This is a genomic window from Neorhizobium phenanthreniclasticum (assembly GCF_040066075.1).
In the GTDB taxonomy this organism is placed as follows: domain Bacteria; phylum Pseudomonadota; class Alphaproteobacteria; order Rhizobiales; family Rhizobiaceae; genus Neorhizobium; species Neorhizobium petrolearium.
The window spans coordinates 197,845-210,484 of sequence record NZ_JBEAAL010000008.1 but is presented as its reverse complement, the minus strand read 5'-3'; the positions used below and the strand labels follow the sequence as shown (position 1 = coordinate 210,484).

General features: G+C 60.4%; 12 protein-coding genes. 9 read left to right on the top strand and 3 right to left on the bottom strand.

The window, feature by feature from the left end; genetic code table 11:
* Positions 1-44: 44 nt before the first annotated feature.
* Both ABK249_RS13945 and ABK249_RS13940 read right to left on the bottom strand, forming a co-directional pair.
* Complete coding sequence (locus tag ABK249_RS13945) at positions 45-611, bottom strand: TetR/AcrR family transcriptional regulator (protein WP_037153548.1); 567 nt, start codon at positions 609-611, stop codon at positions 45-47.
* A 192-nt stretch (positions 612-803) separates the two neighbouring features.
* Complete coding sequence (locus tag ABK249_RS13940; protein WP_227704194.1) at positions 804-2,219, bottom strand: aldehyde dehydrogenase family protein; 1,416 nt, start codon at positions 2,217-2,219, stop codon at positions 804-806.
* A gap of 97 nt (positions 2,220-2,316) precedes the next feature.
* On the opposite strand from ABK249_RS13940, the gene ABK249_RS13935 reads away from it, so the two are divergent.
* The 9 genes from ABK249_RS13935 (at position 2,317) to ABK249_RS13895 (ending at position 11,433) form a co-directional block, all read left to right on the top strand.
* Entirely contained in the window at positions 2,317-3,210 is an 894-nt protein-coding gene (locus ABK249_RS13935; protein WP_037153540.1) for a LysR family transcriptional regulator, read from the top strand.
* A 344-nt stretch (positions 3,211-3,554) separates the two neighbouring features.
* Positions 3,555-4,328, top strand: coding sequence for a DeoR/GlpR family DNA-binding transcription regulator (locus tag ABK249_RS13930; RefSeq protein WP_227704193.1), 774 nt, complete (start codon positions 3,555-3,557; stop codon positions 4,326-4,328).
* Positions 4,329-4,376: 48 nt separating this feature from the next.
* Positions 4,377-5,942: an ABC transporter substrate-binding protein gene (locus ABK249_RS13925; RefSeq protein ID WP_037153537.1), complete on the top strand. Its 1,566-nt coding sequence runs from the start codon at positions 4,377-4,379 to the stop codon at positions 5,940-5,942.
* A 57-nt stretch (positions 5,943-5,999) separates the two neighbouring features.
* Entirely contained in the window at positions 6,000-6,947 is a 948-nt protein-coding gene (locus tag ABK249_RS13920; protein WP_037153525.1) for an ABC transporter ATP-binding protein, read from the top strand.
* A complete protein-coding gene (locus ABK249_RS13915; protein WP_037153523.1) occupies positions 6,944-7,993 on the top strand; it encodes an oligopeptide/dipeptide ABC transporter ATP-binding protein in 1,050 nt (349 codons plus the stop codon). The genes ABK249_RS13920 and ABK249_RS13915 overlap by 4 nt, the downstream gene beginning before the upstream one ends.
* Positions 7,990-8,907: an ABC transporter permease gene (locus tag ABK249_RS13910; RefSeq protein WP_227704192.1), complete on the top strand. Its 918-nt coding sequence runs from the start codon at positions 7,990-7,992 to the stop codon at positions 8,905-8,907. The genes ABK249_RS13915 and ABK249_RS13910 overlap by 4 nt, the downstream gene beginning before the upstream one ends.
* 1 nt (position 8,908) lies before the next feature.
* Positions 8,909-9,775, top strand: coding sequence for an ABC transporter permease (locus ABK249_RS13905; protein ID WP_037153520.1), 867 nt, complete (start codon positions 8,909-8,911; stop codon positions 9,773-9,775).
* Positions 9,776-9,791: 16 nt separating this feature from the next.
* Positions 9,792-10,592: a glycerophosphodiester phosphodiesterase family protein gene (locus ABK249_RS13900; protein WP_037153518.1), complete on the top strand. Its 801-nt coding sequence runs from the start codon at positions 9,792-9,794 to the stop codon at positions 10,590-10,592.
* Between the two features lies 1 nt (position 10,593).
* A complete protein-coding gene (locus ABK249_RS13895; protein ID WP_037153516.1) occupies positions 10,594-11,433 on the top strand; it encodes an inositol monophosphatase family protein in 840 nt (279 codons plus the stop codon).
* 396 nt (positions 11,434-11,829) lie between these two features.
* On the opposite strand, the gene ABK249_RS13890 is transcribed toward ABK249_RS13895, so the two are convergent.
* Entirely contained in the window at positions 11,830-12,639 is an 810-nt protein-coding gene (locus ABK249_RS13890; RefSeq protein ID WP_037153503.1) for an NAD-dependent epimerase/dehydratase family protein, read from the bottom strand.
* Position 12,640: the final 1 nt, after the last annotated feature.

Genomic DNA, 12,640 nt, shown 5'->3' with positions numbered 1-12,640 from the left:
TCCTTTCTTGATCGTTTATTCCAGAATTGTCCAAATTTTTTGCTTCAGGTGAGGGTCCGAAGCGCCAGCCCCGCGATGGAATGCAATTGCTCCCGGCTTGCGCCCCCGCGAGCTGCAATTCGAATTCCGGCAACGCTGGCGAAGAGGAAATCGGCTGCGGCGTCCGCGGATAATGAGGTGTCGACGTCACCTGCGGCCTGCGCTTGCCTGATGTGTTCGGTGGCGACTTTCTTGAGACGAAGATCGGCTGCGCGATGCAATGCTGTCAGTTCCGGCTGGCTCTGGCCGAACTCGCAGATCGAACTCACACCGAGACAGGCTTGGCCGGCATTCTCCACGACCCGCTCCATCATCGCCCGGATACCATCGAGGGCACGCGGTCCGCCGCGCACCATCGCGATATGGGCATCGGTCTCCGCGGCCGAATAGCGTTCCACGGCGAGGCAATAAAGCGTCCACTTGTCGCCGAACGTGTCATAGAGACTTTGCCTGCCGATCTTCATCGCGCGCACCAGCATTTCCGTCGACGTGCCCTCGAAGCCATGTTCGCGAAACACGTCGATTGCGGCGTCCAGTGCCTGATCTTTGTCGAATTCCTTGGTTCGCGCCATAGCCGGCATGTAGCTATATTGGAATGATCTGTCAAGAAACCATCGTCACCAGGCGCCTGTTCCTTATCGTTGAGGTATCATTGTTGCCTCCGTCGGGACAGGGCATGCGTCCGCCGCGGCGATGCCCGTCTTACTCGTGGCGTCGGGCCGTACAGGCAGGCGGGTCTGCTCCTTCCACCCTGCGACCGCCGCTTACCTAATCACCGCGCGAGGCTCGAGGAAGGCTTCGAGACCGAAGACTCCGAATTCGCGGCCGAAGCCGGATTGCTTGAAGCCGCCGAAGGGTGCAAGCGGCTCGTGCGGTGCGCCATTGATGATGACCCGCCCGGCTTCGATCTGATCCGCGACCCGTTTCGCCCGATCGGGATCGGAGGAAAAGACATGCGCCTGCAAACCGTAGTCGGTGTCATTGGCGATCCTGATCGCCTCGTCCTCGTCGCGATAGGAAATGACGGAGAGAACCGGCCCGAAGATTTCCTCGCGGGCGATGCGCATGTCGTTTCTGACACCGGCAAAGATTGTCGGCCGCACGAACCAGCCACGATCGAGACCTTCGGGGCGTCCTTCGCCACCAGTCAGCAGGATGGCGCCTTCTTCCTGGCCGAGGCGCAGATAGCTCTGGACGCGCTCCCACTGTTTGCGGCTGACCATCGGCCCGACACGGACTTCTCTGTCGGCGGGATCGCCGACCTTGAAGGCCATGGCCGCTCTCTTGAGGCGGGCTTCGATCTCGCCCTGCATAGGCTCGGGAACGAGGATGCGGGTTCCGGCGATACATGCCTGGCCGCTGTTCAGAAAGCCGGCGGAAAGAACTTGAGGTATCGCCACATCCAGATCGGCATCATCCAGAATGATGCTCGGGCTCTTGCCGCCGAGTTCCATGGTCACCCGTTTCATCGTCGCCGCTGCCGAGTGGACGATTGCCCGGCCGGTGGCGGTCGAGCCGGTAAACGTAACCTTGGAAACGTCACGATGCGCGGTCAGGGCTGACCCGACGACATTGCCGTAGCCGGTTACGATGTTGAGCACCCCTTTCGACAAGCCCGCCTGGTGCAAGCATTCAGTCACCACCTGCGTCTGGATCGCACTCATTTCCGAGGGCTTGATGACCATGGTTGCTCCCGCAGCGATTGCCGCCGAAAGCTTGCCGCAGATGAAGCTGTAGTTGCTGTTCCACGGTGTGATTGCCACGGCGACACCGGAGGGACGCATCTCCACCTCGGCGCGACCGATATGGCGCCGGAAATCGTAGCTCTCCAGCGTGTTCGCCATGTCGAGAAAGACGTTGCCTGCCCGCGGCGCTGCGAAATCAATGAATGTGGACGGTGCGCCATATTCCTCGCGCATGGCGTCGACAAGATCGCTTGCCCGCGCCGCGACCGCGGCATGTAGCCGCTTCAGCATGTCGATCCGCTCCGCCTTCGTCGTTGTGGAGAATGCCGGGAAAGCGCGCTTCGCCGCAGTCACGGCGCGTTCGGCATCTTGCGCGTCGGCGAGACGAACGGTGCCGATCTGCTCCTCGGTCGCCGGATTGAAGAGCGGCGCCCATTCCCGGCCGTGAGGTTCGACGAACGCCCCGTCGATATAGATCTTGTCGATTATACGCATTTCATTCTCCCATGTTGCCTTCACGGAAGAAATGGCGTGCGCTATCTGTTGTTTGTAGTAGGATAAAGTTTGACAGACTGATGAGCTATATCGAGCAATGAGGGCGAGCCTGATTGAACTTCAAGCGGTTGCCGCGGTGGCGCGCCATGGAGGTTTTCGTGCCGCCGCACGGGAACTCGGCATGTCGTCATCGGCCCTCAGCCATGCGATCGCCGCTCTGGAAGAACGTCTGTCGGTTCGCTTCTTCAATCGAACCACGCGCAGCGTCGCGCTGTCGGCAGCGGGCGAGCAGTTCCTCTTGGAGATCGCGCCGGCATTACGTTCAATCGAAAACGCGATCGAACACGCGGGCGAACACTCCGCTCGTCCTTCGGGCAGGCTTCGGCTCAACATGGCGCCCGGCGCTGCGCGAATGCTGCTTCAGCCCCTCATTCTCGAATATAACCACCGCTATCCGGAGGTCGATCTCGAGGTGGTAACCGAGAATGCGCTTGTCGACATTATCGGCAAGGGGTTCGATGCCGGTATCCGACTTGCCGAGTCGATCTCGCCCGACATGGTAGCCGTCCCGATTATCCCGACACTCCGTTCCCTCGTTGTCGCGTCACCCGAATATTTCGAGGAGCGGCCCAAGCCGGCCGTTCCGAGCGATCTGTTGCATCATCGCTGTATCCAGATGCGCATGACAAGCGGTCGGCTTTACCGCTGGGAGTTCGAACGGCGGGGCGAGGCGCAGATGGTCGATGTTCCGGGAAATCTCACGCTGGACGAGACCGGCCTGATTCTGGACGCGGCTCTTTCGGGTGCCGGCCTCGCTTATCTCGGCGAGCATTCCGTGGCCCTGCATATCGCCGCTGGTCGACTTGTGCCGGTGCTGGAAGACTGGTGCCCAGCTTACCCCGGGCTTCATCTCTACTATCCTCAAGGCCGACACATGCCCGCCAAGCTGCGCGCCTTCGTTGATCTCATCAACGAACAAAAGAGGAAATAGATGGGGCCGGCAGCGACTCGGTTCTTGGTCTTCGATTTTGCAGAAGTGCAAGGACGCGGGGTTAACAAGATCCCGAGGTCGGTTCCTCCAGTTTTTTGCGACTGGCGCTGCTCCAAAGCCTTATCGCATCGATATCTTCGTGTTGTTTGAACCACCAGTATTTCGCGCAAAGGTTCTCATCCAACAAAAATGATCGTTTTCGATCATTCCCTGCCAGCGAATATCTTTTCACGGTCATCGCCTTCAATTTCGGCCCTTCCGTCATGTGAATGTCATTCAAGGAAGATAGATATCGCTCACACGAATGAGCGATATGCGTCAATTTGGTGACATGGGGTAAGCCGGTGCTGACTCAAGCGGAAGATCGTCAGGCGAAAATCGTCGAGCTGTTGCGCGAACGGAACTTCGTCGACATTCGCACTCTGACGGAGCGCTTCGATATTTCGGTGGCGACCGTTCGCCGCGACCTGGGTGAGCTCGAGGAGGCCGGCCTTCTGCGCAGGACGCATGGCGGCGCCGTCAATCTCAACCAGGTTGCGCTCGATGTGACGAATGCCGCGCGTCTGGTCTGGAAACAGACGGAGAAAGCCGCCATCGCCGCGGTCGTTGCCGGAATGGTCGTCGATGGCGACACGGTGCTCCTCGATGCCGGCACCACCGCGCTGGAAGTCGCCAAGAAGCTAACCGGACGAAGCAGCCTCACGTTCATCTCGAACGGTCTCGACATCGTCGCCGAACTGACGCGTGTCGACGGGCAGAGCATCTATTCGGTCGGAGGCGAATATACCGAAACGAACCGGTCCTTCCGGGGACCGTTGGCGGAGCAGTTCATTCGCCAGTTCAATGTCGACAAGCTCATCCTCAACGCCGCGTCGATCGATGTCGATCGCGGATTGATCTGCACGGTCTCACCGGTGAACGCGAGTGTGGCTCGCGCCATGATCGAGGTGTCGAGGCGGGTGATCGTCGTGGCGGATCATTCCAAGTTCACAAAATCCAGCCTTTCAGTCGTCGCGAAGATCGAAGACGTCGGCGTCATCGTAACCGACTCCGGCACGAAATCCATCATCGATGCCGCGCCGGAGAAGCTGCGGAAGAAGTTCGTCATCGCGAACTAGGCAAATCCAAGTTTCCATCAACAGCATCTTCCAACCAGGAGAGAGCAGATGCTCAAGACCAACCGTAGAAAGTTCATGATCGGCGCAAGCGTCACGGCACTCGCCTCGACAGCGGGTGCCAGGTTCTCCTTCGCTGCCGAGCGCCGCGCGCTGAAAATCGGCGTCAACGGGATCCCGGTTACGCTGGAGCCGATCAACGCCATCAGCAATGTCGGCCCTCGCATCGTCAACCAGATTTTCGACACGCTCCTCGTGCGCGACTTTTTCGGCAAGGGCGCGCCGGGCAATGGCATTGATCTGATGCCTTCGCTGGCCGAAAGCTGGGAGCGGATCGACGACAAGTCGGTGCGTTTCAAGCTGCGCCAGAAGGTCATGTTCCACGATGGCGTCGAGATGACGGCAGACGATGTCGCCTACACCTTCTCCTCGGAACGGTTATGGGGTCCGGAAGCGATCAAGACGATCCCGCTCGGCGGTTCCTACTCGCTCGATTTCGACGAGCCCGTTGTCGAGGACAAGTACACCGTCGTACTGCGCACCAAGACTCCCACCCCTCTGACCGAATCCTACGTGGCATCCTGGATGGGACGCATCGTTCCCAAGGAATATTACAAGAAGCTCGGAACGGTTGCCTTTGGCAACAAGCCGATCGGCACGGGTCCATATAAGTTCGTGGAATTCGTCGCCAACGACCGTGTCGTCGTGGAAGCCAACGACGCCTATTGGGGGCTGAAGCCGACCGCATCGAAAATCACCTACCAGCTCGTTGCGGAGCCGGCTACGCGTGTCGCCGGACTGATCAGCCGCGAATACGATATCGTTACGACGCTGACGCCGGACGATATGGCGATGATCAACAGCTACCCTGACCTGGAGACGCGTGGAAATATCGTCGAAAACTTCCACATGTTCACCTTCAATATGAACCAGTCCGTCTTTCAGTCGAAGACCCTTCGTCGCGCACTGGCGCTTGCGGTCAATCGTCCGTTGATCGTCGAATCCCTCTGGAAGAACAAGGCGACGATCCCACACGGCTTCAACTTCCCGAACTATGGCAAGACCTTCGATCCGAACCGCCGCGCCATGGATTACAACGTCGAGGAAGCCAAGCGCCTGGTAAAGGAAAGCGGCTACGACGGCACGCCGATTACCTATCACACGATGGGCAACTATTATGCCAACGCCATTCCCGCCTTGATGATGATGATCGAGATGTGGAAGCAGATCGGCGTTACCGTGGTGCCGAAAGTCTATGCACCGGGCGGAGCACCGAAGGATCAGGACAGCTATATGCGCAACTGGTCCAACGGCCAGTGGATGACAGATGCCTGGGCCACGATGATCTGCGAATTCGGACCCAAAGGCCAGGTTCAGAAGCGGTGGGGCTGGAAGGCTCCGGCGGAATTCAACGAACTGTGCACGAAGGTATCGCAGATGCCTGACGGCAAGGAGCGTTTCGACGCCTTCAACCGCCTCCGCGACATCTTCGAAGAAGAAGCGCCGGCCGTGATCCTCTACCAGCCCTTCGATGTCTACGCGGCCCGCAAGGACGTTCACTGGAAGCCGATCAGCTTCGAGATGATGGAATTCCGCGACAACCTTACCTTCGGCTGAGCCTAACCTGTCGAACCGGCGGTGCGCATCCGTGCGCACCGCGCCTGGAGATTCGCCATGTCCAAACTCTTGACCGTTCGCGACCTCGTCGTCGAGGTCCCGGCGCGGAACATAAAAATCCTCGACGGCATCAGCTTCTCTCTGGAGGCAGGCCAGACGCTCGGTCTCGTCGGCGAATCCGGCTGCGGCAAGAGCGTGACCTGCTGTGCGGTGGCCAATATGCTTCCGCGCGGCATCGTTCGTAGCGGCGGCAGCGTGACCTTCGAACCCGGTGGCCCGAGCACCCGCAAGCCGGCTGTACCGAAAATCGCGATGATCTTTCAGGACCCGACCAGCAGCCTCAATCCCGTCCATACAATCGGCTATTATCTGGAATCGGCGCTCTACCGCCACCAGGGCCTGAAGGGCAGGGATGCCCGGATGGAGGCCATGCGACTTCTGGAGCGCGTCGGCATCGACCGCGCCAGGAGCCGGCTGCGTGCCTATCCGCACCAGTTCTCCGGCGGCATGAACCAGCGCGTCATGATTGCCCACGCGCTTGCAGCCAAGCCCCAGTTGCTGATTGCCGATGAGCCGACGACGGCGCTCGACGTTACCATGCAGGCCCAGATCCTGCATTTGCTGGAAGAGTTGAAGGCGGAAACCGGCATGTCGCTGATGATCGTATCGCACGATCTCGGTGTCATCGCCCGCCTCGCCGACAGGGCGGCCGTGATGTATTGCGGCAAGATCGTCGAGACCGCATCCGTCGCCGAACTGCTTGAGCGACCGTCGCACCCTTATGCGCGCGCGCTAATCGACTGCATGCCGAGCATCGATCCGGATGACCTCGCACCGCCGGTTCCGATTCCTGGCTCCGTCCCGCTTCTCGACAGCCTTCCGGAAGGGTGCCATTTCCACCCGCGCTGTTCGCGTGCGAGCGGCGAATGCTCCGCCCGCTTCCCGGCGCCCGCTAACATCGGCTTCGCCCACGAGGCCTCCTGTTACCATCCGGTGGCGGCATGAGCACTCCTCTTCTTCAAGCCAGCGGCCTGACCAAGGCATTCCGCCACAAGACCGGGCTCTTCGCACGGCCGACCACTCAGCTCGCGGTGAACTCGATCGGCTTTGAACTTGCAGTTCGTGAACGCATCGGCGTCGTTGGCGAATCCGGAAGCGGCAAGTCGACACTCGGCCGGCTTCTGCTCGGATTGACGGAGCCCACGCAGGGCGACGTGTGGTTTGAAGGCATCAACCACAAGCAGCGCCGCGCGCGGGACTGGAAAGAGTTTCGGGTTCGCACCTCCCTGGTGCAACAGAACCCGCTCTCCGCCCTCAACCCGCAGATGACCATCGGACAGCAGGTCGCGGAAGGACTTCTGGTCCATCGTATCGCTGGCCGGGCGGGCGCTTACGAACATGTCGCCGCAATGCTTGAGCGCGTCGGCCTGTCGAGCGCGATGATGACCCGTTATCCCCACCAGATGTCGGGTGGCCAGCGACAGCGTGTCGTGATTGCCCGAGCTCTGGTCCTCGACCCGAAACTGGTCGTCTTCGACGAGGCGGTATCCGCTCTCGACGTATCGGTTCAGGCCCAGGTCGTCGCGCTTCTACGATCGCTCTGGCAGGAGCTCGATCTCGCCTATGTCTTCATCACCCACGACCTGCGCATTGTTCGTCATCTCGTCGACCGCATCGCCGTCATGTATCTCGGCCGCGTCGTCGAGACCGGCGACATCAGATCCGTCTACGAATGGCCGCGCCATCCCTATACGCGGGCGCTCCTCGCCTCGGTCCCGACCATGGACTCGACAGTTCGCAATATCGAGCCGCCGATCAAGGGGGAACTCGACGCGTCGAAAATATCGCAGGGCTGCTCTTTCTGGTCACGCTGTCCCTTCGCGATCGACAGGTGCGCTATTGAAACACCCGAACTCCGTCCAATTCCAGCACATGGCGCCAGCCAGCATGCCGCATGTCATCGTGCCGAGGAATTCCCGCGATCGATAGCACCGCAAATCGACATGGTGACGGAGAGGGGGACGGCATCACAGAAGGAGATGGCACTGTGACGGCCTTTATCCTTGCTCGCCTGGTTCGAGCGATTGCGGTACTCGTGTTCACCGTCACGCTGGTCTTCATCGTTCTGCGCCTGAGCGGAGATCCCGCCCAGCAGATGCTATCCGACAATGCGGGTCCCGAAGCCCTGGCTGCCTTCAACGCCAAATGGGGCCTGGATCGGTCGATCCCCGAACAATATCTGTACTATGTCACCAACGTCCTTCGTGGCGATTTCGGGGTCTCGTTCGCGGACGGCCGCGAGGTTTTCACGGTCGTTAGCGAGCGTATTCCGAAAACCCTGATCGTAACGGTGTCGGCCTTCATCGTCAGCATGCTGATCGGCATACCTGCCGGAATCCTTGCGGCGATGCGCCGAGAGACCGCGCTCGACAAAGGCGTCATGGCCGGCGCTGTGCTGGGCTATAGCGTTCCCAACTTCCTGCTCGGCCTGACCTTCATCTTCGTCGTCGCCGTCTGGCTTCGGGTGCTGCCGAGTTCCGGCAGTTCGACCTGGAACCATGCAATCCTGCCCGTCGCGACTTTCGCCCTATTCAATGCAGCTGCGGTGGCGCGCTTCATGCGCTCGACCCTGATCGACGTGCTGGGCCAGCCCTATATCGCAGCCGCCCGCGCCGACGGCATTCCGCGCTGGGAGATCATTATCCGTCACGCGCTTCCGAACGCCGCGATCCCGATGGTGACCACGCTCGGCTTCGTTGCCGGTGGCCTGCTCGGCGGTTCTGCGCTCATCGAGCCCGTGTTCGCCTGGCCCGGCCTCGGCAGCGGTTTCGTGAATGCGACGAACACCGGCGACCTGCCCGTGGTACAGGCGATGATCGTGCTGTTCACAGCCTTCATGGTTGCCGTCAATCTGATCGTCGACGTCCTTTACGCGGTCCTCGATCCGAAAATCAGGAAGCATTGACATGGCGGTTGCGACATCATTCCGCTCGTTCAGGAGCATGGTGTGGACGCCGTTCCACCGCATGCCAGCCAGCATCGCCCTGTGCTGCGCATGGATCGCCATCGCGGTGATCATCGGCATTACGGCCCACTGGTCGGCACCTTACGACTATACGCATCAGGATCCTCTGGCACGGTTCGCGCGCCCATTCATATCTGCCGCGCATCTGCTCGGGACCGACTATCTGGGGCGGGATGTGGTCAGCAACCTGCTGGTCGCCACCCAGACGACCTTGATGATCGCGCTGGTGGGATCGGTGATCTGCGCGTTGATCGGAATAAGCCTCGGCCTGCTCTCCGCCCATTTCGGCGGCTGGGTGGACAACGCCATCATGGGCTTCGCCGATGCGATGGCGGCGGTGCCTTTCATCATCGTCGCCCTCAGCGTGCTCGCCCTGTTCGGAACCAGCCCGCTGCTGTTTGTCTTTCTCGTCGGTTTCGCGAGCTGGGAACGTTATGCGCGATTGACGCGCGGCCTGGTCATCAGCGCCAAGGAAGAGGGCTATGCGGAAGCGGCCCGCATTGTCGGCGTCCCGTCGATGCGCATTTACCTCCGTCACATGCTGCCGAACATCGCCGGCCCGCTCATCGTGCAGTTCACCGTGAACTTCCCTGAAATCATCCTGCTGGAAAGCGGCTTGAGTTTCCTTGGGCTCGGCATCCAGCCGCCGGAAACAAGCCTGGGACTGATGGTGGCCGACGGCCGGAACTATCTGGCGATCGCCTGGTGGCTCGCAGCTTTCCCCGGTGCGGTCATCGTCCTCACGACCCTCTCCATCAGTCTGCTCGGGGACTACCTGCGCGATCGCCTCGATGCGCGGCTCCGCTAACGAAAAGGAAAATATGATGAATCCGCTTAGAATGACCATTGAGACGATGCGCCTTGGCGGCCATCGCGGTCATAGCGCAGGCGCTCCGGAAAACACGCTCGCCGCGTTTCGAAAGGCTTTTGAATACGCCGGCCGCCTCGTCACGTGCGAGACCGATCTCGGCATCACGAGCGATGGTGAACTGGTGCTGATGCACGACAAGACCGTCGACCGGACCACCAACGGTCACGGTATCGTGCAAAAGATGACGTATTCGGAGATATCCAGGCTTGATGCGGGGAGTTGGTTCAGCGAGGAATTCGCCGGAGAACGGGTGCCGCTTCTCAGGGATGCGCTGCAGCTCGCCCGCGAGCTCGGCATCATCTATCAGCTCGAGCTGAAGATCTACGACCGCAATGACGTCTTCTTCCCGAAGCTGAGGACGCTTATCGATGAATTGGGCTGCGCCGACCTTCTGCAGTTTTCCTCGTTCGACTACGTTCAGCTGAAGGCGGTGAAGGAAGCGATCCCTGAAGTGCCGACCGTTGGCCTGATGCACTCCCGACTGATCGACCCCGCCGCCATTGCCCGGCAGGCGAATCTCGATGCGATGAACATCGAGGTCTACCACTTCGCCAGCGGCGAGGCACACCAGCTTCATGAGGATGGTTTCGCCGTATTCACCTACCTGCCGGCCCTGTATCACGAGAAGCTCATGCAATACGGCACCGATATCGAAGCCCAGGTCGTGCAATGGGTTCGCGAGGGCCAACTGGACCAGCTTCTCGGCGACGACGTGGCGCAAGTGACAAGGCTCAGGGATAGAGCCCGTGGCTGATATGCATAACTCGGCCTCGGCCGCTTGCGCGGTCAAGGCTGTCGTCGAGGACATCGCAAGGGAGGCCGGAAAGCTGGCCCTGACCTACTTTCAATCGCTGGCGAGCCTGCCAGTCGAGAAAAAAGGTCACCTCGATCTCGTGACCGAGGCCGACAAGCAGGTTGAGGAACTGCTGATCGCCAGACTGCAGGAAGCCTTTCCCGATGACGGCATCTTCGGCGAGGAGGGCGGAGAAATCCCCGGAACCTCCGGTCGTATCTGGGTTATCGATCCAATCGACGGGACATTCAACTTCGTCCGGGGCGGCCAGAACTGGGCGGTTTCCATCGGTATTTACGAAAGCCGTCGGCCGGTATTCGGAGTGATCCATGCGCCTGCACGGGGCCTGACCCTCGTCGGAGGCAAGACGGTGCCGACACGGCTCAACGGCAAACCGGTCAAGCCGCTTCCCGCCCTCGACATGTCGCGAGCCTCGATCGGGTTGAGCTTCCATCCCTCGGTATCGACGGCTGACCGGCTTGAAGTCATACGCTTCATCTCGGACGACCTTGGCATCAGCTTCCGCGTCGGAGGGGCAGCCACGATTTCGCTGGTCGAAGTGGCGATGGGCGAAACGGATGGCTATCTGTCGCTTGGGGATTCGACCTGGGATGTGATGGCAGCACTGCCGATCCTCGACAATCTCGGTATCTTGCACACGATCGATTGGGATGGGATCGACCTGTCATCGAAGCTTCGTTTCGCATGTGGAAGCCCCGAGTTCTTGAACAAGGTGCATCCGCTGCTAGAGCGCGTCCCGCTGCCCGCAAAATCGCTCGAAGCCATGGAACAAGGGGCCTAAAAGGCGCTGTGCCACCTACGTATCCCTGATCGCTGCGACGAGCCGATGCTTCGATCGCGGCGACGCCGAAGGAAATGGGCAAGGCGGCCGCAGCCGCCATTCCCAGGGTCTCCGGTACGACCCAGGTTCTTGCCGCTTTGACCGCCCGCAAGGATGCATGCGATCCGCGCATGTCAAAGCTTGCGACCTTTTGGTCGACGAAACGGTCATGAACCACCGACGGCCGCGATCTCGCCCGTGGCTGCCTAACCTAGGCCGTGGGCTGGTGCCAGGGGGCGGCAGACGACCGATTGATAAGGTCCGGGGGGCCCATTACGTCCATCGCGGAGCCAGACCAGACACCGCCGAAGGCCGAAATGATCGGCTCGGAGTTGGGCCGCGATCCTGCGATACTTGTCACATCAAACCCTCTTGCTGGGCCTGATAAACGGTTCGGACGCTGGGTCGAAAACCCAGGCTGCGGGCGAGAGACGTGTCAACATGCAGATACCACGGATTTGGGAGAGACTCGAACCTTGATTCCAACCGGTTACCCAGCAGACCCGCGAGCTCGTAGATGGACGAGGGCGCCTCGTCCGCAACGTTCACGATACGGCGATCGAATGTACCGTTCAGTGCAAGCTTGATCGCCTTGGCGATGTCACGATGGTGAATCGTGCTCATTCGTTGCGCCGGATGCCAGGTGCCGACGTATTTGGGAAGAGATTCGAGATGTCCGTCGCCGTCGCCATACACGAATGGAAACCGGACGATGGACCAGTTCAAACCGCTTTCGCGCAGTTCCTTCTCTGCGGCCACCTTGCTCGCCGGATAGGCGTGCTGTGGATCGACCGGATCGTCTTCTCGTCCCGGATGGGGATTGTCGTTGTTGTAGACATGGCTGGTGCTCGACAGGATGAACCGCGCGTCGGGAGCATGAGCCTTCGCGGCGGCAATCAGGTTGCGTGTCCCATCGAGGTTGCTTTTCCAGATGAGATCGGTGTCCTGCGTGCGAAACACCGCGGCAAGGTGCACGATGGCGGAAACGCCATGCACGGCGTTCGGGAGGGTCGAAGGGTCGAGAATATCGCCCGTCATGGCCTCTATGCCATCAGGGCAGGCTTTGCCCGCCCGGAGCAAGGCACGGCAGGCAAACCCGGCTTCCACCAGCCGCGGAAGAAGTCGTTCGCCAACGAGCCCAGTGGCTCCGGTTATCAGTACGGTCATC

What these genes read in the sequence shown, in the direction of transcription:
- ABK249_RS13945 (WP_037153548.1), bottom strand. Translation starts at nt 611, where the DNA reads ATGGCGCGAACCAAGGAATTCGACAAAGATCAGGCACTGGACGCCGCA.
- ABK249_RS13940 (WP_227704194.1), bottom strand. Translation starts at nt 2,219, where the DNA reads ATGCGTATAATCGACAAGATCTATATCGACGGGGCGTTCGTCGAACCT.
- ABK249_RS13935 (WP_037153540.1), top strand. Translation starts at nt 2,317, where the DNA reads ATGAGGGCGAGCCTGATTGAACTTCAAGCGGTTGCCGCGGTGGCGCGC.
- ABK249_RS13925 (WP_037153537.1), top strand. Translation starts at nt 4,377, where the DNA reads ATGCTCAAGACCAACCGTAGAAAGTTCATGATCGGCGCAAGCGTCACG.
- ABK249_RS13920 (WP_037153525.1), top strand. Translation starts at nt 6,000, where the DNA reads ATGTCCAAACTCTTGACCGTTCGCGACCTCGTCGTCGAGGTCCCGGCG.
- ABK249_RS13915 (WP_037153523.1), top strand. Translation starts at nt 6,944, where the DNA reads ATGAGCACTCCTCTTCTTCAAGCCAGCGGCCTGACCAAGGCATTCCGC.
- ABK249_RS13905 (WP_037153520.1), top strand. Translation starts at nt 8,909, where the DNA reads ATGGCGGTTGCGACATCATTCCGCTCGTTCAGGAGCATGGTGTGGACG.
- ABK249_RS13900 (WP_037153518.1), top strand. Translation starts at nt 9,792, where the DNA reads ATGAATCCGCTTAGAATGACCATTGAGACGATGCGCCTTGGCGGCCAT.
- ABK249_RS13895 (WP_037153516.1), top strand. Translation starts at nt 10,594, where the DNA reads ATGCATAACTCGGCCTCGGCCGCTTGCGCGGTCAAGGCTGTCGTCGAG.
- ABK249_RS13890 (WP_037153503.1), bottom strand. Translation starts at nt 12,639, where the DNA reads ATGACCGTACTGATAACCGGAGCCACTGGGCTCGTTGGCGAACGACTT.